This window comes from Lachnoclostridium sp. An196, assembly GCF_002160135.1.
Taxonomy (GTDB): Bacteria; Bacillota; Clostridia; order Lachnospirales; family Lachnospiraceae; genus Hominiventricola; species Hominiventricola avistercoris.
On record NZ_NFJZ01000002.1, the window covers coordinates 293,335 to 317,308 of the forward strand.

At 51.7% G+C, this 23,974-nt stretch carries 25 protein-coding genes and 1 pseudogene; 21 read left to right on the forward strand and 5 right to left on the reverse strand.

Going from position 1 to position 23,974, the window contains the following annotated elements; all coding sequences use genetic code 11:
• The first annotated feature begins 40 nt into the window (after nucleotides 1–40).
• From B5F29_RS03840 to B5F29_RS03855, 4 genes are read left to right on the forward strand one after another with little or no spacing between them, the layout of a single operon-like run.
• Nucleotides 41–1,447 (forward strand): spore germination protein, encoded by a 1,407-nt coding sequence (locus B5F29_RS03840; RefSeq protein WP_087153479.1) that lies wholly within the window; start codon nucleotides 41–43, stop codon nucleotides 1,445–1,447.
• Nucleotides 1,448–1,453: 6 nt separating this feature from the next.
• Nucleotides 1,454–2,974, forward strand: a complete 1,521-nt coding sequence (locus tag B5F29_RS03845) for a GerAB/ArcD/ProY family transporter (protein WP_087153347.1) — start codon at nucleotides 1,454–1,456, stop codon at nucleotides 2,972–2,974.
• Nucleotides 2,975–3,034: 60 nt separating this feature from the next.
• Nucleotides 3,035–3,244 carry a hypothetical protein gene (locus tag B5F29_RS03850; RefSeq protein ID WP_087153348.1) on the forward strand — a complete coding sequence of 70 codons (210 nt, stop codon included), beginning with the start codon at nucleotides 3,035–3,037 and terminating at the stop codon, nucleotides 3,242–3,244.
• A gap of 34 nt (nucleotides 3,245–3,278) precedes the next feature.
• Nucleotides 3,279–3,725, forward strand: coding sequence for a DUF1934 domain-containing protein (locus B5F29_RS03855; RefSeq protein WP_087153349.1), 447 nt, complete (start codon nucleotides 3,279–3,281; stop codon nucleotides 3,723–3,725).
• Here the strand turns inward: B5F29_RS03855 and glmS are convergent, their stop codons facing one another.
• The gene (glmS, locus tag B5F29_RS03860) at nucleotides 3,726–5,564 is read right to left on the reverse strand and encodes a glutamine--fructose-6-phosphate transaminase (isomerizing) (protein ID WP_087153350.1); all 1,839 of its coding nucleotides are present in this window, start codon (nucleotides 5,562–5,564) and stop codon (nucleotides 3,726–3,728) included.
• Nucleotides 5,565–5,901: 337 nt separating this feature from the next.
• On the opposite strand from glmS, the gene B5F29_RS03865 reads away from it, so the two are divergent.
• The 4 genes from B5F29_RS03865 (at nucleotide 5,902) to B5F29_RS03880 (ending at nucleotide 8,835) form a co-directional block, all read left to right on the forward strand.
• Complete coding sequence (locus tag B5F29_RS03865) at nucleotides 5,902–6,303, forward strand: hypothetical protein (protein ID WP_087153351.1); 402 nt, start codon at nucleotides 5,902–5,904, stop codon at nucleotides 6,301–6,303.
• Nucleotides 6,304–6,374: 71 nt separating this feature from the next.
• Nucleotides 6,375–6,710: a PadR family transcriptional regulator gene (locus B5F29_RS03870; protein ID WP_087153352.1), complete on the forward strand. Its 336-nt coding sequence runs from the start codon at nucleotides 6,375–6,377 to the stop codon at nucleotides 6,708–6,710.
• The gene (locus B5F29_RS03875; RefSeq protein ID WP_087153353.1) at nucleotides 6,707–8,107 is read left to right on the forward strand and encodes an FtsW/RodA/SpoVE family cell cycle protein; all 1,401 of its coding nucleotides are present in this window, start codon (nucleotides 6,707–6,709) and stop codon (nucleotides 8,105–8,107) included. The genes B5F29_RS03870 and B5F29_RS03875 overlap by 4 nt, the downstream gene beginning before the upstream one ends.
• Before the next feature lie 77 nt (nucleotides 8,108–8,184).
• Nucleotides 8,185–8,835: an HAD family hydrolase gene (locus B5F29_RS03880; RefSeq protein WP_087153354.1), complete on the forward strand. Its 651-nt coding sequence runs from the start codon at nucleotides 8,185–8,187 to the stop codon at nucleotides 8,833–8,835.
• A 48-nt stretch (nucleotides 8,836–8,883) separates the two neighbouring features.
• On the opposite strand, the gene B5F29_RS03885 is transcribed toward B5F29_RS03880, so the two are convergent.
• The gene (locus tag B5F29_RS03885; RefSeq protein ID WP_087153355.1) at nucleotides 8,884–10,164 is read right to left on the reverse strand and encodes a glycosyltransferase family 2 protein; all 1,281 of its coding nucleotides are present in this window, start codon (nucleotides 10,162–10,164) and stop codon (nucleotides 8,884–8,886) included.
• Between the two features lie 159 nt (nucleotides 10,165–10,323).
• On the reverse strand, nucleotides 10,324–11,661 hold the full coding sequence (gene brnQ / locus B5F29_RS03890) for a branched-chain amino acid transport system II carrier protein (RefSeq protein ID WP_087153356.1): 1,338 nt from the start codon (nucleotides 11,659–11,661) through the stop codon (nucleotides 10,324–10,326).
• A gap of 214 nt (nucleotides 11,662–11,875) precedes the next feature.
• Between brnQ and B5F29_RS03895 the strand changes: the two genes are divergently transcribed.
• The 11 genes and pseudogenes from B5F29_RS03895 (at nucleotide 11,876) to B5F29_RS03940 (ending at nucleotide 19,994) form a co-directional block, all read left to right on the forward strand.
• Entirely contained in the window at nucleotides 11,876–12,229 is a 354-nt protein-coding gene (locus B5F29_RS03895; RefSeq protein WP_087153357.1) for a DUF6485 family protein, read from the forward strand.
• 13 nt (nucleotides 12,230–12,242) lie between these two features.
• Complete coding sequence (thpR, locus tag B5F29_RS03900; RefSeq protein WP_087153358.1) at nucleotides 12,243–12,728, forward strand: RNA 2',3'-cyclic phosphodiesterase; 486 nt, start codon at nucleotides 12,243–12,245, stop codon at nucleotides 12,726–12,728.
• 80 nt (nucleotides 12,729–12,808) lie between these two features.
• Nucleotides 12,809–13,063, forward strand: coding sequence for a sporulation transcriptional regulator SpoIIID (spoIIID, locus tag B5F29_RS03905; RefSeq protein WP_087153359.1), 255 nt, complete (start codon nucleotides 12,809–12,811; stop codon nucleotides 13,061–13,063).
• 169 nt (nucleotides 13,064–13,232) lie between these two features.
• The gene (locus tag B5F29_RS03910) at nucleotides 13,233–14,102 is read left to right on the forward strand and encodes a MurR/RpiR family transcriptional regulator (protein ID WP_087153480.1); all 870 of its coding nucleotides are present in this window, start codon (nucleotides 13,233–13,235) and stop codon (nucleotides 14,100–14,102) included.
• A gap of 242 nt (nucleotides 14,103–14,344) precedes the next feature.
• Nucleotides 14,345–15,121 (forward strand): ABC transporter ATP-binding protein, encoded by a 777-nt coding sequence (locus B5F29_RS03915; protein ID WP_087153360.1) that lies wholly within the window; start codon nucleotides 14,345–14,347, stop codon nucleotides 15,119–15,121.
• A gap of 1 nt (nucleotide 15,122) precedes the next feature.
• Complete coding sequence (locus B5F29_RS03920; protein WP_087153361.1) at nucleotides 15,123–16,796, forward strand: ABC transporter permease subunit; 1,674 nt, start codon at nucleotides 15,123–15,125, stop codon at nucleotides 16,794–16,796.
• A 45-nt stretch (nucleotides 16,797–16,841) separates the two neighbouring features.
• Nucleotides 16,842–17,135: a hypothetical protein gene (locus tag B5F29_RS17245; RefSeq protein ID WP_242955569.1), complete on the forward strand. Its 294-nt coding sequence runs from the start codon at nucleotides 16,842–16,844 to the stop codon at nucleotides 17,133–17,135.
• Nucleotides 17,026–17,796: pseudogene (locus B5F29_RS03925) on the forward strand (2-aminoethylphosphonate--pyruvate transaminase); the annotation flags it as partial. The gene B5F29_RS17245 and the pseudogene B5F29_RS03925, both read left to right, overlap by 110 nt.
• Nucleotides 17,793–18,557, forward strand: a complete 765-nt coding sequence (gene phnX, locus B5F29_RS03930) for a phosphonoacetaldehyde hydrolase (RefSeq protein ID WP_087153363.1) — start codon at nucleotides 17,793–17,795, stop codon at nucleotides 18,555–18,557. The pseudogene B5F29_RS03925 and the gene phnX, both read left to right, overlap by 4 nt.
• A 139-nt stretch (nucleotides 18,558–18,696) precedes the next feature.
• Nucleotides 18,697–19,689, forward strand: a complete 993-nt coding sequence (locus B5F29_RS03935; RefSeq protein WP_087153481.1) for a ribokinase — start codon at nucleotides 18,697–18,699, stop codon at nucleotides 19,687–19,689.
• Nucleotides 19,690–19,772: 83 nt separating this feature from the next.
• Nucleotides 19,773–19,994, forward strand: coding sequence for a hypothetical protein (locus B5F29_RS03940; RefSeq protein ID WP_087153364.1), 222 nt, complete (start codon nucleotides 19,773–19,775; stop codon nucleotides 19,992–19,994).
• Nucleotides 19,995–20,011: 17 nt separating this feature from the next.
• On the opposite strand, the gene B5F29_RS03945 is transcribed toward B5F29_RS03940, so the two are convergent.
• Both B5F29_RS03945 and B5F29_RS03950 read right to left on the reverse strand, forming a co-directional pair.
• Entirely contained in the window at nucleotides 20,012–21,397 is a 1,386-nt protein-coding gene (locus B5F29_RS03945; RefSeq protein ID WP_162608358.1) for a sensor histidine kinase, read from the reverse strand.
• Nucleotides 21,394–22,122: a response regulator transcription factor gene (locus B5F29_RS03950; protein WP_087153366.1), complete on the reverse strand. Its 729-nt coding sequence runs from the start codon at nucleotides 22,120–22,122 to the stop codon at nucleotides 21,394–21,396. The genes B5F29_RS03945 and B5F29_RS03950 overlap by 4 nt, the downstream gene beginning before the upstream one ends.
• 178 nt (nucleotides 22,123–22,300) lie before the next feature.
• Here B5F29_RS03950 and B5F29_RS03955 point away from each other — a divergent pair, with 178 nt between their 5' ends.
• On the forward strand, nucleotides 22,301–23,215 hold the full coding sequence (locus tag B5F29_RS03955; RefSeq protein WP_087153367.1) for an ATP-binding cassette domain-containing protein: 915 nt from the start codon (nucleotides 22,301–22,303) through the stop codon (nucleotides 23,213–23,215).
• Nucleotides 23,215–23,973 carry an ABC transporter permease gene (locus B5F29_RS03960; RefSeq protein ID WP_087153368.1) on the forward strand — a complete coding sequence of 253 codons (759 nt, stop codon included), beginning with the start codon at nucleotides 23,215–23,217 and terminating at the stop codon, nucleotides 23,971–23,973. The genes B5F29_RS03955 and B5F29_RS03960 overlap by 1 nt, the downstream gene beginning before the upstream one ends.
• The last annotated feature ends 1 nt before the right edge of the window (nucleotide 23,974 follow it).

Sequence of the window (23,974 nt, forward strand, 5' to 3'; positions counted from 1 at the left end):
GGCCCCCGGATGCGGAAAACAAAAAAGGAGCGTGCAGTATATGGGCGGAGTGTCAAAAGACCTGACCGTGAACCAGGAATGGGTGAAAAAGCGTTTTGAAAAATGCGACGATATCCTGAAACGTCAGGTATTCCTGGGAGAAGGACGTCAGGAGGGTTATCTGGTCTATGTGGAAGTGACCGTCAGCAATCTGATGCTGGAGGAGCATGTGATCGGTCTGTCGGATGTGCAGCCTCTTGACGGATATGAGCAGGCGGAAGCGGCGCTGCTGGCGGGAAACGGGATCCTGTTCCTGGAAGGGGATGACACCGTCTATAAAATATCCAGCAAGGGGTATCCGGGCATAGGAGTGTCCAAGGCGGAGAGCGAGAAGGTCATGCGGGGTTCCCGGGAAGGGTTTACGGAGAGTGAGAAACTGAACGTGGCGTTAATACGCAAGAGACTCCGGGATCCTCGCATGAAAGTACAGGAGCAGACCATAGGAACCCGTTCTCATACCATGACGGCGCTGGTCTATATGGAAGATCTGATCTATCCCCGTCTGCTGGACACGATCCGGGAGAGACTCGACGCTTATGAGATCGACGGGATCCTGGACAGCGGTATGCTGGAGCAGCTGGTGGAAAAGCACTGGCTGTCTCCTTTTCCGCAGTTTCAGTCTACGGAACGTCCGGACCGGGCGGCGGCGGCCGTTCTGGAAGGGCGTGTCGTACTGGTGGTGGATCATTCTCCTACTGTGCTGGTATTTCCGGCGGATTACAACAGCTTCTTTCAGACCAGCGACGACTGGTACAACCGGTTTGAAACCGCGTCTTTTGCAAGAATCCTGCGCTTTTTTGCAGCGATCCTCGCCATGAGTTTCCCGGCTATCTATGTGGCCGTGACTTCGTGGCATACCAGCCTTCTTCCCACCAACCTGATCCTGTCCATGGCGGCAGCCAGAGAAGGGGTGCCGTTTCCGTCTCTGGGTGAGGTCCTGCTCATGGAAATATCCTTTGAGCTGATCCGGGAAGCAGGTATCCGGCTGCCGGGGCCCATAGGAAATACGATAGGTATTGTGGGAGGACTCATCATTGGTCAGTCCGCGGTGACAGCCAACCTGGTCAGTCCCATTGTGGTGATTGTGGTGGCTTTTACCGCCCTCTGCTCTTTTGCCATACCCAACGAAGAATTTGCTTCGGCGTTTCGGCTGCTGAAATACGGATGCATGTTTATGGGAGCCTGGCTTGGACTCTACGGAGTGCTTTTGTCCTATCTGTGGGTTCTGACTCATCTGTCCCACCTGAACAGTTTCGGGATTCCGTATCTGATGCCGTATGTGGCTTCTGATCTGAATGGATATGCGGATGAGAAAGACGCCCTGCTGCGCTTCCCATTCCGGATGATTACCAGAAGGCCCGTCTTTGCCCGAAGGAATGCCAGGGTAAAACTCCGAAAGAAGGGGTGATCGGGAATGTTTTCAGGAAATCAGAAAATCTCATGCAGGCAATTATACCGGAATTATACAGCAGGACTGATCAGCCTGGGAGCCTTGCTGGCGCCGCTGGCCATGAACCGGGAAAACCTGACACAGATCCTGTGGGCGCTGCTGTTTCTGGGCGCCTGGCTTTTCGGGACCGTGTATGTGCCGAGACCGGAATCTGTCTGGATCAAGGCGCTCTGTTATGTACATTACTGGGTACTGGGGACGATGGCGGCGAGGATGACCGGACTGCTGATCCGGGAGTTCCTGCTGGACGGCACCGGACTGTGGCTGATCCTGGGATGGTTCTATATTTTCTGTTTCTATAATCTGTATAAAGGCGCGGAATGCCGCAACCGGGTCAGCGAGATTCTGTTTCCTTTCTTCATCGTTCTGCTGCTTTTCCTGACTGCCATGATGTGGGGAGAAGTAGATCTGAAACACTGCTTTGAACTGCGGCTGTCCGCGGATGTGCGCCAGATAGAAGCGGGATATCAGCTTTTCTGCTGGTTGGGAGCAGTACAGAGCCTGTGGCACTTGAGAGGACATACGGCGCCTGAGGGAAAATACGGGAAAACCGTGGGGAAGGTCTGGCTTGCCGGAGCGTCCGTAATCCTGGCATTCAGCATTTTTTCTTACGGCATCTATGGGGACGCGGGACATACAGGACTGGTATTTCCCATGGCGTCCGCTATGACTCTGGCCCATTTCCCCGGAAAAGTAGTGGGGCGTCTGGACGCTCTTTTCGTATTTGCATGGGTCATAGGGCTGTTTCTTTTATGCAGTACGCTTCTGGCGCCTCTTCAGGACGGAGAGCCGGATACCAGGAAAAAATATCTGATGTTTGCCCTGCTGGCGGCTTCTTATGCATTTGCTTTGAATCCGTCGTTCATGGACTGGGGCCAGGAATTTATCTATATGATATCCACGCCGCTCCAGATCCTGATTCTGCTGTCCGGTGGACTGCGCCGGGTTGGAAAATATGGCCGGAGGATGCTGGCGGCGATCCTGCTTCCGGTACTCTTCCTGACCGGATGCGGCGGTCAGGAGCTGGAGGATAGAAGTCTGGTGACATCTGTCTGTGTGGATCCGGGACAGGAGGGGACCTATCGTCTTACCTTCGGATTTGGCGCGGCAGAGGATAATCCGGTAGAGCCATTTGAAACGGAAGCCGGATCCTTGCGTGAGGCAAAGGAAGTCTATGATGAAAAATATCAAAAAAATATGGATTTTAATCATCTGAAGAATTTTTATTTTTCAGAAGAGATACTGTATCTGGAAGCCTTTCCGAAGCTGCTGGAGGAACTGCAGACAGACGGAGCTTACTCCCGCGGAACCTCCGTGTATGTGACAAAAGCAGCGGCAGCCGATGAAGCATGGGAAGAAGAACAGCCGGAGAGCGGGATGCCTCTGCACAGGATCTTAAATGCCTGGTATAACAAAGAAAGCTGCACGATTCCGGTGATTACGGAGGACCATCGGTATAAAGGAGAAGTATCCTGGCCATACTGAGACCAAAACAGGAGCAGGGCATACGGCCCTGCGCCGGTGGTATGGAAAGGAGACAGACGGATGCGCAGAATTTTGTTGGCGTTATTGTGCTTTTTGCTTTTGGGAATCGGAACGACGGGATGGGCGATCCGGGTGAGCGGCTGCAGGACGGAACATCAGGCGGTGGCATGGTGGACGCTGATTACAGAACGGCCAAACCCGGAACGGCTGCCGGTAAAGGTGCGTTTTCAATGGGTAAAAGGGCTTGAACAGTTCGCGGAAAACGGATAAAATAATTACACTGTACAGAAGAGAGGTGCAAAAGATGACAAAAGAAGTAATGGTTACAATTGCGGGACTTCAGGCTATCGGAGAAGATTCCGAGGATCAGGATGCCATTGAACTGGTGCACATAGGAGAGTACTATAAGAAAAACGGGAACCATTATATCCTGTTTGACGAGATGATGGAAGGAATGGCGGAACCGGTCCGCAATATCATAAAAATAAAAGACAGGGGACTGGAGATCCGCAAAAGAGGACCGGTAGCGGCCCATATGATATTCGAGGAAGGAAGCTCCCGGCAGAGCATCTATCAGGTGCCCTACGGGAGCTTTCAGGTAGAAACCAGTACCACCAGCGTGCGCGTCGCTGAAGACGAGCAAGGACTGGAAGTACTGATCACTTATCAGCTTGCGGTCAATGGCAGACACTGCGCAGACTGCGATATCCGGGTGTTTGTACAGTCCCGGGAAGAGTTCTGCCTGGACTGATTATTCAACCGTGACGGATTTCGCCAGATTCCGCGGCTTATCCACATCGAGTCCTTTGGCAACGCTGACATAATAGCCCAGCAGCTGCAGAGGAACGATGGCGAGACTGGTAGTAAACCAGGACTCGGTCTTTGGTACATATACGGTAAAATCAGTGGTATCTTCCACGCTGTAGTTTCCATAACAGGTCAGTCCCATCAGATAGGCGCCGCGGCTCTTGGTCTCCAGCATATTGCTGATGGTCTTTTCAAAAAGCGCATTCTGGGTCAGGACGCCGACTACCAGGATGCCTTTTTCGATCAGGCTGATGGTGCCGTGCTTCAATTCGCCGGCCGCATAGGCTTCAGAGTGGATGTAGCTGATCTCTTTCATCTTCAGACTGCCTTCCATACTGATGGCATAATCGATGCCGCGGCCTACAAAGAAGACATCGTGGGCGTTGGCGTACTTGCTCGCAAACCACTGGATACGTTCTTTGTCATCCAGAACCCGCTGGATCTTGTCCGGCAGTGTCTGCAGCTCCCGGATCAGTTCCAGACTGCGTTCCTCAGAAATTTTCCCCCTTGCTTTCGCGCTCTGCACAGCCAGCAGGTAGATGGCAATAAGCTGCGCGCTGTAAGCTTTGGTAGTGGCTACAGAGATCTCCGGTCCTGCGTACGTGTACATGATATAATCGCTCTCGCGGGCAATGCTGGAGCCTACCACGTTCACAATGCTCAGTACGGGAACATGTTTCTCCCTGGCCAGACGAAGCGCGGCCAGGCTGTCTGCGGTCTCTCCGGACTGAGAGATGACGACGACGATGGAATTGGGCATCATCCGCGGGTTACGGTAACGGAATTCAGATGCCAGATCCACCTCCACCGGGATATCGGCCAGATCTTCCAGGATGTATTTGGCTGCCATCCCCACATGGTAAGCAGAACCGCAGGCCACGATATAGATGCGGTCCAGCGTCCGGATCACGTCGTCGGTAAGTCCTACGGCGGTCAGGTCAATCTGCCCGTCGGCAATGTATGCACCAAGAGTATCCTTTACTGCCTTGGGCTGCTCATGGATCTCTTTGATCATGAAATGCTCGTAACCGCCTTTTTCTGCAGCTTCTGAATCCCACTGGATCTGGGACGGCTCTTTCTGGATCTCTTCCCGGTCAATATTATAGAAATGCGCCTCGTCTGCCGTGAGTTCTGCGATCTCCATATTATCGATGTAGTAGACGGTGCGAGTCATGTCCAGAATGGCCGGAACATCTGAAGCAAGCAGATGACCGTCTTTGCTTTCACCGATAATAAGCGGGCTGTCCTTGCGCGCGGCAAAGAGCTTATCCGGCTGATCCTCGAACATGATGCCGAACGCGTAGGATCCGCGGAGACGGAGCATTGCCTTGGAAATGGCTTCCAATGGGGAAGACGATTTGCGGTAGTAATAGTCTATCAGTTTCACCGCCGCTTCCGTATCCGTCTGGGAATAGAAAGTATATCCGGATCTCTGAAGTTTTTCCTTGATTTCTGTATAGTTTTCGATGATACCGTTGTGAACCAGTACCACAGAATGATCGTCACTGCAGTGGGGATGCGCGTTGGTCACGGACGGCTCTCCGTGGGTGGCCCAGCGCGTGTGGCCGATTCCGCAGGTTCCGTGGACAGCGCGTCCGCCGTCGGTTTTCTCGATCAGCGCCTGAAGCCGTCCTTTGGATTTAATGATCTCGATTTTCTGATCTTCTTCTCTGCGTACGGCGATGCCGGCAGAATCGTATCCTCTGTATTCCAGCCTGGAAAGCCCGGAGAGCAGGATAGGTGCCGCCTGCTTTTTCCCGATATATCCTGTAATTCCACACATAGTAAGTAGGTCCTCCTTATGCTGCGTCATATCTATATTATACTTTTTTATAGCAACATGATTCCATGAAAAAGTCAAGAGAAATCTTTTGTATTTCCTGTTATAATGTTACTATTCACAGCCGATTCAGAATGGGCAGCACGTGCGTCGTGCTTGCACGTAAGCACTTGTTGTCCATTCTGAATCAGGACTGCGAAGCAGTCACCCCACCCTCATGAGCAGCCTTAGCGCCGTAAGGCGCGGGACTGGAGCCTCGAAGAGGCGACGGGTGCGAATGCGGGTGGGGCGGCTGTGAATAGTAACGTTGAAATAAACAAAAAAGACAAAGGAGAATGAGATGAAAAGAAAAAAAGATACCGGAAAACCTGTAAAACCGGTATATGATGTGCCGGCGGACTGGTGGTACCTGCTTCCGGAAAAGGTGAGTCTGCGACAGATCTATGATCTGTGCCGGGAGGACGAGGGGCTTCGCGTGGAGTTCTGGGAAGAAGCCGGAGCCATGGAGATCGAGGTGCCGGGAGCGGGCTCCCTGGATCTGGAAGAGTCGCCCTGCGATCTTGGCGATGAGGAAGGGAATGACTTCCTGAAAGAACATGGGATATGTACCGTATTTGCCGCTACGATCCGTCAGGACGCCTATGGAGCGCTGAAGCCGGTGATGGAAGGACTGTCCGGAAGGATGGGAGGATTTTTCTGCGGTGACACGGAAGATTTTACACCGGTCATAAAAAATCCTTGACATATATAGATAATCGATATAATATATAGTCAATCTATATATAGATTATCAATATATGAGGAGGTATGTGTATGGCTGCAGACAGAACATGGCTGTCCGGAAGCATGGGAATGTTGATTCTGAGACTGCTTTCGGAGAAGGATATGTATGGATATGAAATGATTGACACGTTAAGAAAGCGGTCCCAGAATGTATTTGAGCTGAAAGCGGGCACGCTGTATCCGCTGCTTCACGGACTGGAGGAGAAGCATTATCTGACGTCCTATGAACAGGAAGTCCCGGGAAAAGTGCGGAAATATTACCGGATCACCCGGGAGGGGAAAGATTATCTGGAGAAAAAGAAAGCAGAGTGGAAGGAATATTCTCAGGCGGTGACAGACGTCCTTGCGCTGGAGGTGTTCGGATGAAGCCGGAAGAATATCTGCATACCGTGACGGACCAGATCCGGTGTGCCGGAGCCAGGGATATGGTGGAAGAAGAACTTCGGGAACATATCAGAGATCAGGCAGAGGCTTATGAGGCGGAAGGGATGTTTGAGGAAGAGGCGCTGGAGAAAGCGGTGCGCGACATGGGGGATCCGGTGGAGACGGGCGTTGCCCTGGACCGGATACACAGGCCTCATATGTCGTGGGGCACGCTGGCGCTGGCAGGGGCGCTGGGAATCTTCGGCATCGTGCTTCAGGCGGCTCTGGCTGCCGGAAGCGGGAACGCGTCCGGAAGTGCCGGCATGTACTGGCTGAACGGACACATTCGTTATACGATTTTAGGAATTGTTCTGATGCTGGCGGTATACCGATTGGATTACACTGTCCTGGCAGGGCGGGCGCGCCGGATTGCGGCGGTATATTTAATTATGGTGACTGCGGGAATCCTGCTGTTCGGGAGTCTGCATGCCGGCGCTGTCTATATTGATGCCGGCAGTATGCACGTATCGGTGCCGCCGCTTTTGTATCTTTATATCCCGCTTTACGGGGCGGTGCTGTATGACTGCAGGGGTATCGGATACCGGGACATGTGGAAGCCGCTCCTATGGGCGCTGGTTCCTGCATGGATATCCTGGCGGATACCTTCCCTGTCTGCCACGATGATCCTGCTTGCCGCCTTCGCCCTTTTGTTTTCCGTTGCCGTATGGCACAGCTGGTACCGGGTGAATCGGAAAAAAACACTGGCAGTTTTATGGGGCGGTATGGCCGCACTGTTTCTGGCATGGCTGGGATATGGGATCCTGGCGGGAGGCTTTGCGGAATATCAGGTTGCGAGGATCATGGCGTTTCTGGGAAAATCTTCGGATTCAAGCTATGTTTCAGAGATGGCAAGGCAGTTCCTTAAGGGCAGCAGACTGGCAGGAGGCGGCATTACGAAGACCTCCGGTCTGTGGGAGAGTCTGCCGGGATGCAACAGCGAGTATGTGTTCGTCAGTCTGGTCGCGACCTTCGGCATATTGGCAGGGACGTTGGCTGCGGCGCTGATTGTATATCTGATCATTCGGATTTTCCGGATCGCCCTGCATCAGAAAAACCAGCTGGGGATGATCCTGGGATGCGCCAGCGGACTGGTATTTCTTTTGCAGTCGGTCATGCATATTATGGTGAACCTGAATCTGCTGCCGGCGGTGGCGAGCAATCTTCCTTTCTTCTCCGTAGGAGGAAGCCAGCTCGCAGTATCTTATATCCTTTTAGGAATCGTGCTCAGCGTATATCGTTATAAGGACATCCGGAGGGAAAAACGTCCGGAAAAACAGCCGGAGAAAAAAGTACATACCTGGTCTCTGGGAGGCTGGACGATCACAAACAGAAGCAGTTGACAGAAAAAGGAACGAATTTTAAAATGATGTTGGCAGTGCAGTACCTGACCAACATCATTTTTTAAGTGGAGAGAATCATGAAAAAACAAGCGGTGATCTTTGACATGGACGGAGTGCTGATCGACAGCGAGCCTTTTTACCTGAAAAATATCCGGGAGTTTCTGGAACGATACGGCGGGCATGCGGACGAATCCCTGATGAAAGCCATCGCGGGAGCCAGCAGGGCCAGAACCTGGCGGCTGGTGGCGCAGATGTGGAAGGAAAAAGCGGAGGCGGAGGAAGTGGAACGGATTTTTCGGGCGGAGTATGGCCCGCATCATGCGCCGTACCGGGAAGTCATGTTTCCGGAAGTCCCGGAGCTTTTAAAGCGCTTAAGAGAGAAAGGCCTGACACTGGCCATCGCTTCTTCTTCATCGGACGAGTCCATCGGAAATATGATGAGGGAGACTGGGATCAGCCAGTATTTTTCTCTGACGGTGAGCGGCCAGAATTTCCGCGAGAGCAAGCCAAATCCGGAGGTTTACCTCTATACGCTGTCGAGGCTGGGGCTTCCGGCGGAAGCGTGCATTGTGGTGGAGGACTCTACATACGGCATCCAGGCGGCGAAGCGCGCAGGACTGCAGGTGGCGGCGCGCAGAGACGAGAGATTTTCTTTCGATCAGTCAGAAGCGGATTATATCATAGAACGGACCGGAGATATTGAAAAGATACTGGAGAAGATTGGCTAAAGGAAAAGGCTGGTACAGGGAATGCCCTGCATCAGCCTTAAATTGTTTTCACATCCGGTTCCCCGACAGTTTTCGCTGATTGGCTCCATGATAGATGGGACGCCATTCTACCCGGCTCACCAGCGCCACTGCAGCTATGGGAATGTATGTAAACATAAATATCGGAAACGTAAATATATACAGCAGTTTCTTCCGGCCCGGCATGGAAATCTTTTTCCACTCACTGAAGGCAGTAAGCGCGCCGTACAGGAGCAGACCCAGATAAAAAGCGAAAACAGTCTCCATGATAAAAGATATGTTTTCGTGGATCAGTATACGCGCCATGCGCTGCGGCAGAAAAAGCGCTGATCCCAGAATCATCACGTTAAACCAGATGGCCGCCATGGTCAGCAGCATGCCGGGAGCTACGGTCATGAACATGTCATAGCAGGAGAATCCTTTGCGGAGCCCGGAAAAAATACTGCGGATCAGAGGAAAACTGTAATGGTAGTCCACCTGGTAAAATCCTTTGGACCACCTGAGACGCTGATCCCAGGACTGACGGAATGTAATCGGCTGTTCGTCATAGACCACAGCTTTTTCACAATAACCGATCATCTGTCCTTTCAGAGCGCAATTTACAGAGAATTCAATATCTTCCGTCAACAGATGGAACGGCCAGCCGCCATTTTCGCGGATGACGTCGCCGGATACCAGAAAACCGGTTCCCGAGATCGCGCAGTTTACACCCAGTTTCATTCTGGGCGCGTTTAGAAAACGTGCTTCCCGGAGAAACCACAACCCGTATCCGGCAGAGATCCAGTTGGCGCCGAAATTTTTGGAGTTACGGTAACTGGTCAGAGCCGCATAATCTCCGGAACCGAAAGTAACGTTCATTTCTTTCACAAAATCCGGATCTACATAATTATCGGCGTCGAATACAAAATATCCGTCATAGTCGTCTTTGCCTTCTTCCGCAAGGCGTTTAAACAGAAAATCCAGCGCGTAGCCTTTGCCGATCTGATGGCTGTTATAACGGTGGTAGACAAAAGCGCCGGCGGATGCGGCGATCTGAGCTGTCCGGTCCGTACAGTTGTCCGCGATCACATAAATATCCAAAAGCTCTTTTGGATAGTTCTGCGCCTTCAGGCTTGCGATCAGAGAGCCGATGACGTTTTCTTCATTGCGCGCGGATATGATGGCGGCAAAACGGTGCATTTTCCCAGGTGCGCAGTTTGTTTTTCCCTTCCTGCATGCAAATCCCAATAACAGATATCCCAACTGATAGAGATATAACAGAGTCAGGATGATTGCAACAGTCGTGTTAAAATTTTCTGTGAAATGATACATAATCTTCCCTTTCCTGTCTGACTATTAGTTTTAATAGGAATACATATAACCTTAAAGACATTACCACTTTTTTGAAATATTACAAGTTCTTTGCAAAAAAAATAATAAAGTCTTAAGAATTATGACGATTCTGTGACCAAAAGAGAAGAGGACGGGAGGTTAATCAGTCCGGGAGCGCCAGAGCCCGATCAGCAGCCCGAGCAAAGCAGGGCAGATCCAGCCAAAACCCGCGTCAAAGAAAGGCAGCAGCCCTGTGACCGGGGGAAGGATTTCGTGCAGGTGCAGCAGCGCCGATGGCCCTTCAGGCAGCGCATTCAGAAAATCCAGCAGTCCCGTGGCCGCGGTAAAACCGGTCACCCATCGGTAAACGGATCTGTGTCCGCCCCAGATCCCGGATGTGAGCGTGAGCAGGATCAGGGTGATTGTCAGCGGATAGAGGAACAGCAGAACCGGAAGGGAATAACCGATGATTGCATTCAGCCCCAGATTGGCGATCAGAAAGGACAGAATGCAGAAACCCGTGGCCCATACCCGGTAGGACGGCCCTTTGGGAAACATCTGGGTAAAGGTTTCTCCACAGCTGGTGATCAGTCCGACCGCTGTTTTCAGGCATGCGATTGTGACAGTGACGGCCAGGATAACGGTTCCCGCCGCACCGAAATAATGGGTCGCGATCTCGGCCAGGGCAATACCTCCATTTTCAGCGGTTTCCAGCATTCCCCGGCTCTGTGCGCCGACGATGGCGGTGAGCAGATAGATCGCGGCCATTAACAGGGAGCTGAAGACCCCGGCTTTTACCGTACTGCCGGCTACGGAGGATGGATCTTTTACGCCAAGCCCGCGGATTGTCCGGACGACGATAATTCCGAAGGCCAGTCCGGCCAGAGCATCCATCGTATTATATCCTTCGAGAAATCCCTGCGCGAAAGCATTTGCCGCGTAGCTGCCGGACGGAGATACGGCGCCGATACTGCCCATGGGAGAGATCAGGGCACGGATAACCAGAATACCCAGGAAACATAAAAATAACGGGTTTAAGATTTTCCCCACCCAGGTCAGTATCTCTCCCGGCCGCAGGGACCAGAAGAGGACAAGGGTAAAAAAGATAAGAGAAAATCCTGCCAGAGCCGCCGCCCGGATCCCGGAGGGAATGCTTCCCTCGATTCCTACAGTGAAAGACATGGATGCACAGCGGGGAATTGCAAAAAAAGGCCCGATTGTAAGATACAGAATGCAGGTGAAAAATATACCGTAACTTTTCCCGACCTGGCTGCTCAGTTCCAGGAGTCCTTCTTTCCGACTGATACCCAGCGCGGCTACGCCCAGCAGAGGAAGACCTACGCCGGTGATCAGGAACCCCGCGGAGGCTGCCCAGAGACTGCTTCCGGCAAGCTGTCCCATAGAAACCGGAAAGATCAGATTTCCTGCCCCGAAGAACATGCCGAACAGCATGCTTGCCACCAGAATCAGTTCTTTTGAAGAGAGATGTTTTTTCATCGATTTGTACGCTCCTTTAGTAGTGCATTCTATTATAAGCGTATGGGCACGGGATGGCAAGATCGTCCGGAAGAATGTGTTAAATCCGTATGAACACAGCGAAATGGAGAAAGAGGCATATTTTTTGCAGGATCAGGCAGACAGGAAATTTTCCGTTGTGTTAAAATATACATATATTTTTTGATTTAATGATAAGAACAAGGAGGACATCAGGATGTTTTGTACCTGCAAAAATCTGGACTGCCCGCTGCATCCTTCAAACCATGACAAAGGCTGCTCGCCCTGCATCTCCAAAAATCTGAAGCTGCGCGAGATGCCGGAGTGCTTTTTTCAGAAACTGGAACATGCAGAGGACAGAGGAGGAAAACGGGTCCGTCAGGTCAGGCGGGATCAAAGACACGATTTTTATGATGTATGGATATTTCATGCGGATGTGCTGTTGGAAGAACTGACGCTTCAGGCCACCGAGGTGACTCAGGCGATGTGGGCGGATCGGGAGCAGTTGGAAGAGCTGTATCGGAGAGGAGAACTGCATCCGTTGATTGATTATATAGATATTCTGGAATGAGGGGGGATAGGATATGAGATTGTTTATATCCATTCAACTGTCGGATGAAATGAAAAAGGCTCTGGTTGCCTGCATGCATGATCTGAAGAAGCAGGGCGTGGAGGGAAACTATGTGCCGGCGCAGAATCTGCATCTGACGTTGGCATTTATCGGAGAATATGACGATCCCGCCGGAGTGAAACGGGTACTCGAAAGTGTTCCTCTGCCGCCGTTCCGGCTCAGTCTTTCGGAGAAGGGGAACTTTGGGAATCTTCTCTGGGCAGGAGTGAAAGGGAATCAAAAGTTGAAAACTTATGTAAAGGATCTGCGGGAAGCGCTGAAAGAAGCAGACATCCCATTCGATCATGATAAATTTGTCCCGCACATTACGCTGGTGCGGAAAGCGGCGGCAAAGAAACCATATGAGGTACATCTGGGCAAGGCAGAGATGATGGTAAAAAAGGCTTCACTTATGAAATCAGAAATGAAAAACGGAAAAGTGATTTACAGGGAAATGTAAGGGCTTTTTCGCCTCCCTTTGGGGTATACTACAGGGACCTCCTGCATAGATTGTAAAAACAATTGATCCAGGGGATTTCATTGAAAGATTATATCTCAGAAAGAGCCGTAAAGATTGCGAATTATATTATACAGAACAACGCGACGGTCCGTCAGACGGCTCATGCATTTGGGGTGAGCAAGTCTACGGTGCACAAAGATGTGGCGGAACGGCTTCTGTACATTAATCCGCATCTGGCGGCGGAGGCCCGGAAAGTGCTGGATATCAATAAATCAGAAAGGCATATCCGGGGAGGGATGGCGACGAGGGAGAAGTATCTGCATCAGCATGGATAAAAATAACCGGCGGCAGGAAAGCGGTCATCCGGCACAGGGATATGTGTCGGATGAATTTTTATACGGATTCTTGTATTTCGAGGATAAATCCGATAGAATTAGCTGCAGAAGCAGTCATCTGCATCAGTGCAGGCAGAGAACCAGGGGTGTACGCACGGAGGAGCACAGAATGAATCAGTCTCTAAAACTGTCCATACAGAAAATCTATCCGGATCTGCGCAGGTCTGAAAAGAAGGTGGCGGACTATCTGCTGAGCCATACGGGGTCTTACCGGAATCTGACGCTGAACCGGATTGCCCGGGAAGCGGAGGTGAGCCAGCCGACCGTCCTTCGTTTTATCCGCGCGATGGGATATTCGGGTTTTAAAGAGTTCCGCTACGTACTGGCGGAAGAAAAGGAGGAGAAGACCGGTACATGGGACCATATTCTGTATGGCTTCCCGTTTACCGAGTACGACCATGTGGAGGATGTGCCGGCCAAGCTGATCAGCACGACCATCGAGCATCTGAAAGACACGCTCAGGAACATCTCTCCCGATACGCTGAAAGAAGTAGTGCAGGCGCTGGTCCGGGCGGAGAAGATCGCGGTCTACTATGTGGAAAATTCTGCATGTACGGCCAGCGACCTGGTAACGAAGCTTTTGTACCTTGGCATGAACTGCTGCGCATATAATGATTATTATATGCAGAATGTCAGCGCGGGAAATCTGACGGAAAAAGACGTGGCGGTGGGAATCTCATATTCGGGAAATTCCCGCAGTACGGTGGATGCCATGCGCACAGCGCATGAGAACGGCGTAAAGACGATTGCGATTACCAATTTTGAAAACAGCCTGATCGAGAAGTACTCTGATTTGGTGCTGCGGACCAGCAATCAGCAGCATTTTTATGGAGACGCGATTTTTTCCAGGGTATCCCAGCTGGCAGTGGTGGATATGATCTATACAGGCATCATGCTCAGCGATTATGAGAAATATACCGGGATTCTGGACCGGAGCAGCCGGCTGATCCAGGCGCAGGCGTACCCGCCGGAAGAATAGAAGGGACAGCTTTGCGCAGACGGCTTCAGACCCGTGCCGGGTCATCTTAAATTTTGGAAAATTTTACATATGTAAGTTTTGACCTGTAGAAATGTAGAATTTCTACAGTTTTTTTTACGTGCTCTTTACAAACTTTTCCCTGCTTTTTGATAGCGGTACGGCCGGAAAAATGGTTTCATATATCTGGACCTGAGAACGGCGAGAAGCAAGACGCTGTGAAAGAAGGAAGGAGTTAGAGCAGAATGCTTGAGATTAAGAATCTGAAAAAATCATATGACGGAATTACGATCCTGCATGATATTAATCTGGCGATTGACGACGGAGAGATCGTGTCGATCCTGGGACCGTCCGGATGCGGCAAGACGACGCTTTTGAACCTGATCCTGGGGCTCACGGACGCCGACGGGGGCGAGATTCTGTTCCAGGGTGAAAATATGCTGCGTGTACCCATGGAACAGAGAGGATTTAATATAGTGTTTCAGGATTATGCGCTGTTCCCGAATCTGAACGTATACAAGAATATTACTTACGGGCTGAGAAATAATCCCTCTATTTCTACGAAGCAGGAAGTGGAGGACCTGATCGATCTTCTGGGATTGAGAGAGCATCTGGATAAGAAGATCGAGCAGCTCTCCGGAGGTCAGAAACAAAGAGTGGCCCTGGCGCGGACTATGGTGATGAAACCGAAGATCCTTCTGCTGGATGAACCGCTGAGCGCTTTGGACGGGGTGATCAAAGAATCTATCAAAGCAAAGATCAAACAGATCGCCAGAGACTATCACCTGACAACGATCATCGTTACCCATGACCCGGAGGAAGCGCTGACGCTGTCGGACAAAGTCCTGATCATCCAGAACGGGACGATCTCCCAGTATGGGAAACCGGATGATATTATCCAGAAGCCGGAGAATGATTTTGTGAAAGAATTTATTCTCAACCAGCTTCTGATCAAGAAGAACAATATTTTTACATTATTCAGGCAGGGGAACGAGCCTCAGATGGCGGCGCAGGTGGGATGAGATGAACCGAAGGAAAGAGAATGAAATCAAAGGGATTTTTGGACTGGTTGTCCTGGTATTTCTCATCTTTTTGCTGATCCCGCTGGCCCGCCTGTTTCTGAAATCCTTTATGGGGGACGCCGGCCCGACGCTGGGCCATTATGCGGAGGTGCTGACGGGCAGAGGCTTCCTGGAAGCCTTTGGAAACAGCCTGCTGATCTCGTCAGTAAGCGCGGTGATGACCACGGCCCTGGCTTTTATCCTGGCCTATGCGGTCCATTACTGCAATCTTCCTAAAGGATATAAAGGCTTTATCAGCCGGGCGGCAGTGATCCCCATGCTGCTTCCGACGATTACCTACGGGTTCGCGATCATTTATTCGTTTGGGAAACAGGGACTGATCACACAGCTGTTCGGCGCGCAGCTCTTTGATATCTATGGCTTCAACGGGCTGCTGCTGGGATATGTGATCTATACTTTGCCGGTATCGTTCCTGCTCCTGAGCAATACCATGAGTTACGTGGATAAAAAATTCTCCATCGTATCCCGGATCATGGGGGACAGCCCCTTTGCTACTTTTGTGAGAACCGTGCTCCGGCCGCTTCTGAGAACGCTGGCCGCCTCTTTCGTGCAGTGCTTTTTCCTGTGCTTTACCGATTACGGAATCCCGGCGTCGGTAGGAGGCGAGTTTGAAGTGGTGGCGACCGTACTCTACAACGAGATGCTGGGAAGCGTGCCGAACTTCAGCCGCGGAGCCTGCGTGGCCATGATGATGCTGATCCCGTCCATGGTCACGATTGCGCTGCTGCATTATCTGGAAAAATACAACATCCGTTATAATAAGATCTCCCAGACCGAGATCCGCAAAGGAGCCGTCCGGGATACGGCGTTTGGGATACTCAGCGCCCTGATCCTGCTGTGCGTGCTCTCGGTATTCGCTGTGATCTTCGTGGTGCCCTTTGTGGACGAATGGCCGTACCGGATTCAGTTTACACTGGAACATGTGATCAGCGTATTCTCGGACAGCAGCCTGGTAACGGTGTGCCGGAATTCCCTGATCGTGGCGTTCCTGACGGCGGCGGCAGGCTCCCTGACCGCCTACGGCGCCGCGCTCACCACAGCCAGAAGCCATCTGCCGGGGAAGGTAAAACAGGTGATTGAGAATATTTCCCTGATTACCAACACCATCCCGGGTATGGTCATCGGTATCGCCTATATGCTGGTGTTTTCGGGTACGCCCCTGCAGAACACGCTGTTTATCATCGTCATCTGCAATGTGATCCATTATTTTTCAACGCCGTACCTGATGATGAAAAGCTCCCTGGCCAAGATGAACGCGTCCTGGGAGACGACGGCCATGCTGATGGGGGACACCTGGCTGAAGACGATCGTCCGGGTGGTGACGCCCAACGCCATGGGAACGATTCTGGAAGTGTTCAGTTACTATTTTGTCAATGCCATGGTGACGGTCAGCGCCGTAATCTTTATCGCGGGAGCCAGGACGATGGTGATTACCACGAAGATCAAGGAGCTACAGTATTATACGAAATTCAATGAAGTATTTGTACTGTCTCTTCTGATCCTGGCGGTAAATCTTGCCGCCAAAGGCCTGTTCCATTATATAGCCACGGACAGGCAGAAAATAAAAGTAAAAAGGACGGTGCGCCGTCCGGTGATCTCCAAATCGGCGGGCTGAACAGCTATAACTGAAAAAATCAAAAGAAATGTGAGGAAAAGAAGAATGAAAAATGTAAAAAGATGTACGTCCCTGTTGCTTGCGGCGGCGATGCTGTCCGCGGCAGTTCTGACCGGATGCGGTTCCGGAGCTAATGCGGCTTCCGGAGAAGTGGTGATCTACACCAATGCGGATGACGAAGCGATGGAGGCGATGAAACATGCTCTGGACGCCAATGGAAGAATTTCATTACGACCAGATCCCGGATGCCGGGCGCGTGGAAGAGATCCTGAAAGAACATCCGGAGATCACCCATGTGTCCATGGTACACAGCGAGACGACTTCGGGAATTCTCAATGATATCGCATCTGTGACAAAAGCAGTAAAGGCAGCCGGAAAAACCATGATCGTGGACGCCATGTCCAGCTTTGCCGGCGTGGATATACCGGTGGGAGAGCTTCAGCTCGATTTTCTGATCAGCAGCGCCAACAAATGTATTCAAGGTGTGCCGGGATTCTCTTTTATCATCTGCCGCAGGAAGGCGCTGGACCAATGTGAGGGGAAGGCCAGGAGCCTGTCCCTGGATCTGTACGATCAGTGGAAGACCATGCAGGCGGACGGAAAATGGAGATTTACTTCCCCCACGCATGTGGTGCTTGCATTCGCGAAAGCCCTGGAGGAATTGGACGAGGAAGGCGGTATCGAAGCCCGCAGCCGTCGTTACCAGGAAAATAACCGCTATCTGATCAGTCATATGAAGGCTATGGGATTTATCCCTTATGTGTCGGAAGAACACCAGGGACCGATTATCACTACTTTCTTCTATCCGGAGAACAGGAACTACACTTTTGATGAGATGTACCGTTACATCAAAGAGAGAGGCTATGCGATTTATCCCGGCAAAGTGACGGATGCAGATACTTTCCGCATCGGAAATATCGGGGAGATCTATCTGGAAGATATGGAAAAACTCTGCCGGATTTTCCGGGAGTTTCTTCAGGCAAAGGGGGCGGCGGCATGAAATGTGAAGCGGTGATCTTTGACTGGGCCGGGACGACGGTTGACTATGGATGTTTTGCTCCGATGCAGGCTTTTATGGAAATCTTCCGCGCATACGGAATCGAACCGACGATGGAAGAAACAAGAAGACCCATGGGTATGCTGAAATGGGACCATATCAAGACTATGCTGCAGATGGAGCGCATCGGGGAAGAATTCCGCCGGATTCACGGCAGAGATTTCACGGATGTGGATGTAGACGCCATGCACAACCGTTTTCAGGAGATGCTTCTCGGCATCCTGGACAGGTTCTCCGATCCGAAAGATTATGTGAGAGAAACGGTGGAGGCGCTTCGCAGGAAAGGGATCCGGATTGGATCTACTACCGGATATACCGACGTCATGATGGAAATCGTGACCAGAGAGGCAGCGAAGAAAGGTTATGAACCGGATTGCTGGTTCAGTCCGGATTCTGTCCAGCATATGGGGCGTCCCTATCCGTATATGATTTTCCGGAATATGGAAATGCTCCGGGTCGCGTCCGTAAAAAATGTGATCAAAGTGGGCGATACCATTTCTGATATAAAAGAAGGCAGAAACGCGGGCGTGTTCACTGTGGGAATCGTCGAAGGGAGCTCTGAGATGGGGCTGACCAAAGAGGAGTACGAAGCCCTGGACGATGAAACCAGAGAGCAGATGATCCGCAGAGTAACGGACCGCTATATGGAAGCTGGCGCAGATCGGGTAATCCGGGATATCCGCGGGGTGCTGGAGCTGGTTTAGCCGAAATAAGAATGAAAAATGGAACAGAAAGGTGTCCTGTGCATTGCGCAGGCCCTTTTTTTTATGTAAAATTTATTTGACTTATAATTTACAGTTTAAGGAATATTTTGGAAAGAAACAGAAGGGCAGGGATGAAAGGATGAAAAGAAAACCCAGGATATTAGTGGCAGGCAGCTTCGTCATGGACCAGATCGCATCGACAGAAGTCTTCCCCGGCGAAGGAGAGACTGTGCTGGGGAGATCGTTTCAGAAAGCTCCTGGAGGAAAGGGAGCGAACCAGGCCGTACAGGCGGCCAGACTTGGAGCGGAGGTGACCATGTTCGGAAAACTGGGCAGGGACGCGAACGGGGAGGAGATGCTGGAAACGTGCCGGAAGGCGGGAATCCATACCGAAGACGTTCTGTTTGATCCGGTGCTGGCTTCCGGCTGTTCTGTGATAATCTTGGAAGAGAAGCCTGGGGAATCCACAAAAAACCGGATTATTGTAATTTCAGGATCTAACATGAGCATTACAAAAACAGAAGCAGAGTCCCTGAGAGATAAGATCCGGAATTATGACCTGCTGATGCTGCAGCTGGAGATTCCCATGGAGATCAACGAGTATCTTGCGGAGATGGCCTTTGAAAACGGAGTGCCGGTCATGCTGAATTCGGCGCCAAGCGCTCCACTCTCGGATTCCTTGCTTTCCCATCTTGCCTTTATTTCGCCGAATGAGCATGAAGCGGAAGATCTGACAGGGATTCCGATCCGCCGGGAAGGGGATCATGTGAATCTGGAAGATGCAAGAACGGCTGCGGAAGCGCTGAGAGAGAAAGGAGTTCAGAACGTACTGATCACGCTGGGGTCCGGAGGAGCGGTACTGCTGGGTCCGGACGGATTTGTACACAGTCCGTGCGTGGAGGGCATCACAGCCGTGGACCCCACAGCTGCGGGAGATTCCTTTGTGGGAGCCTTCTGTGTGGGAACCTGCTGTGGATGGACGAATCAGGAACTGCTGCAGTTTGCCAACCATACGGCGGCATTGACAGTTTCCGCCATGGGAGCGATGCCTTCACTTCCTTCTCTTGAAAAAGTGGAACGGTTCATGGCTCAGAAAAATATTCTTCTTCCGGATATTTCCGTATTGAAGTAAAAAGTACTTACATGCATATTCTTTTGTGTGGTAGACTGAATATAGAAACGATGATGTGGCGTACAGGACAAGGAGGATTGAGTATGCATGAATATGAGATTATTCACGAGATTGTGAATGCCTGCGGGGGAGCGGGAAGAGCGGAGACCGCGATCATCGAGGCAGACGCGGAGAGTCCGGAAGCGTACATGAAAAGTGTTCATCCGGATGACTTCGATAAGGCGGTAAGCTCCGAAAAAGACGGAGCCGTCGTCTATACGCTGGCGCTAGGCGCGGTGACACACAAGTACACATTTCAGGAATAAGGATGGAGCAGCTTTCATTAAGAAGGCTGCTCCGGTTCTTTTCCCGGCCATATATGAATTGTGTGATTGTCTGTGAACCGTATGGTCCAGCCATGCGCCTGGAAGATCTGGCATACGATGCGCAGTCCCATAATGTGGGGCGTGCCGGGTGGCTGTTCGGATGCGGAGGGTACAGAGACATCCCGGTTCAGCAGTCGGATGATTTCGCCGGGAATGCCGCAGCCGTCGTCAGAGACCTGAAAACAGATCCCTTCCGCGTCCGGGCAAGCGGTAACCGTGACCGTACAGCCCTGGGGATTGTGCCGGATACTGTTGTGGAGCAGATTGCGGAACGCTCTCAGGATCAGCTGGCGGTCTCCTTTGACCAGCATTTTTTCCACGCCCGGATCAATATACAGATCAAAAGCATAACGGTCAGGCAGCCCCTGGTTGTAGAATCCGCTGACGATCTCGCGCAGCAGTCCCGCAGGAGAAAAGGAGGACAGGCGCAGGGGCTGCATGTCATATTCCAGTTTGGACGTCAGATTCAGGTCCTCGATCAGCTGCTTGATCTGAAGACTTTGTTCTTCGATCAGCCGGGCCTGCTGTCTGTGGTCCGGACTCAGAGCCGGATCCCCTTTCATGGTATCGGCATATCCCATGATCAGCGAAAGGGGCGTGCGGATATCGTGAGAGACGCCGGAGATCCAGGCAGTCCGGGCGTCGTCCCTTTTCTTCAGATGCTTTTTCTGCTGTTCCAGAATCCGGGACGTCTGATTCAGCTGCCGCGCCAGCAGCTCCGTCATACCCTTTTCCGGAAGCCGGATCGCTTCCTGCCGGGAAAGCCGCTCGATTCCCACTGCCACAGAGCGCAGAGAACGGTAGAAGAAAAATCCCAGCAGCAGGCACAGAACCGCGACAAAAAGCAGGTTGCAGATCAGCCCCGCCCCTATGGCATTGGGGATCTTGTGCAGAAAAGACAAGGATTCGCTGACATTGTATTTCCAGATGGTATCCCTGGGGTGGGCAGTGACCAGAAGACCGTAATCGGTGACCCTGGTCGTCACGGGATAATCGTCCAGGTACCATTTACTGAAAGCGGAGACCTGGGGAACTGTATAGGAATGGCCCAGATTCTCCGGAAGCTGCCATTGCCATACGATGTTCCCGGCGTCGTCCAGAAGCATGGCCCAGGAATAGTCTCCTTCCAGATAGTCATATCCCTCTTCTGAAAGGGCGGGGCGCCCGTCTTCTTCCGAAATCTCTGAAGCGATCTGTCCGGTGGTGCGGCTGATGAAATTGGTGGACCGGATGATCTGGAATCCGATGATGACGTAAAGCACTACGTTGAACAGGAGTACGCTCAGCACGATCAGCACGGCCGTGGCCAGATAGTGGAAAAGAATCTTGGAAAGGCTTTTCATGATCCGGTCTTCCCCCCTTTTGCCAGCTTGTATCCCAGTCCCCGGACGGTCAGAAGCCATGCCGGGTGAGAGGGGTCTTCTTCAATCTTTTCCCTCAGGCGGCGGATGTGGACCATCAGGGTATTTTCATATCCGTAATAATTTTCACCCCATACCGCATCGGAAAGAGCGTCGAAAGTGACGATGTTGCCGCGGTTCTCATTCAGTTTTTTCAGGAGTGCCAGCTCTTTTGCGGTCATGGAAGTCTCCTTTCCGTCTTTCTGTCTTACGATTCCGCTTTCCAGATAGACGGTGCGGTTTCCCAAATGCAGTTCCGGCGACGGCGATTCCTGATGGAGCGAGGAAAAGTAGGTGCGTTTCAGGATGGCGGTAAGACGCAGTGCCAGCTCGTCGGGGAGAAACGGCTTTGTGATATAGTCGTCGGCACCCAGTCCCAGGCCGAAGAGCCGGTCATTGTCCTCGTCTTTGGCAGACAGAAAAAGTACCGGAACGTCGGAAGACATCCGAAACTCCCGCATAAGAGAGAACCCGTCTCCGTCCGGAAGCATAACGTCAAGAATCATGAGCTCCGGCTGAAAAGTGCGGAACTTTTCTTTTGCCTGTCCGCAGCAGGAAGCGGTCTCAATAGAAAGGAATCCTTTGCGGGACAGGATATTCTTCAGCATTTCTAAAATATCGGCATTGTCGTCCACGATCAGGATTCTGCTTTCGTACAGATTGGTCATGTGTATCGTCCTCCTTTGCGAAACCCCGCGGCTTCTGTATTATTATAAGAGTTTTTCCGCCTGTTTTCAGCAGAAAACCGAAAAATTAAGGAAATTGTAAGGGAGCCTTAAAGGGCCGGTAAGAGAGATCCTGTATGATGATCATGAACCGAAAAGGAAAAAGAAAGGCGGAAGAAATATGAAGTATATGATCGAGACAAACGGCCTCTGCAAGAAGTACGGGGACAAATATTCAGTGAAAAAATGCAGTCTGAAAATACGTCCGGGCTGTGTCTATGGATTTTTGGGCCCCAACGGAGCTGGCAAGTCCACGACGATGAAAATGATCCTGGGCCTGGTACAGCCTACGGCAGGAGAGATCCGGATCTTTGGAGAAGAAATAACGGAAAGGAACCGGATCGAAATTCTGCGGGATACAGGGTCATTGATTGAATCGCCTTCCTATTATGGGCATCTGACGGGAAGAGAGAACCTGGAAATCATCCGGACCCTGAAAGGGGTGCCCGAAAAGGAGATCGATGAAGTACTGCAGATCGTGCGGCTGGAGGGACAGCAGAAGAAAAAGGTAAGGGAGTATTCCCTGGGTATGAAGCAGAGACTGGGACTGGCCGCCGCGCTTCTGGGCAGGCCCAGGCTGCTTTTGCTGGACGAACCGACCAACGGGCTGGATCCCGCGGGGATCCAGGAGATGAGGGATCTGATCTCCGGTCTGCCGGAGCATTACGGGATGACGGTCATGGTATCCAGCCATCTGCTCAGCGAGATGGACCAGATGGCCACGGATGTGGGAATCATCGATAAAGGAAAGATGATCTACCAGGGCAGTCTGGAAAAACTGCATGAACAGGCGAAAGGGAGCCTGAGAGTCCATGCCCTGAACCAGGGGACAGCGGTCCGGATCCTGGATGAACACCGGGAAAAGTACCGTATCGACGGCGCGGATCTGCTGCTTCCGGAGCGAAGCGAACGGGAAGTGGCCGATGTGGTGACGATGCTGGCGGCCGAAGGGGCGCAGATCACCCATGTGGAGATGCAGCAGAAGAGCCTGGAGGACATCTTCCTGGCATTAACCGGAAGGCAGGTGAGTCTGTGATGCTGAGAGAATGGAAAACAGAATGGATGAAAGTCAGGCGAAGAAAGATCGGACTTCTGGTCGGCGCGTTTGTGGTCCTGATCTTTGCCTGGATTACCTGGGCGATCGGCGACTCGTCGGAAGAGCAGATCTATGACGGCTGGAGAGTATGCTTCCTGCAGTTTGCTCTGATTAATACGATCCTGCTTCCCACGATGATCGCCATGCTTGCCAGCCGGCTGTGCGACGCGGAGGTCAAAGGGAATACTTTGAAACTGCTGTGTACCATGGAGAAGAAAGGACGGCTGTTTGACCTGAAGCTATTAACAGGAGCGGTCTATCTGCTGCTTTTTATAATCGCGGAATATGCGATGATGTTTTTCCTGTCTGCAGCGCTGGGATTTGGCCGTCCGGCAGAAACGCGGCACCTGGTATATTTTTTCCTGGAGAATTATACGTCAAGTATATTGCTGCTGCTCCTGCAGCAGGTACTGTCGTTTTTCTATGAGAACCAGATCATACCGCTGGCAGCCGGGCTGTTTGGATCTTTCGCGGGCCTGTTTTCCTGGTTTTTGCCGGGAGCTCCCGTCTGGTATCTGATACCCTGGGGATATTATTCCGAGCTTGCGTACATCAGTTACACCTGGGATGAAGCGACGCGGATCACGACCTATTATAATGCGCCGTTTAATTTTCCGGGGCTTCTGATCCTGCTGGCAATCATCGCGGCAGGCTATGCGGCGGGCAGATATTTGTTTGTGACGAGAAAGGAGATCTGAC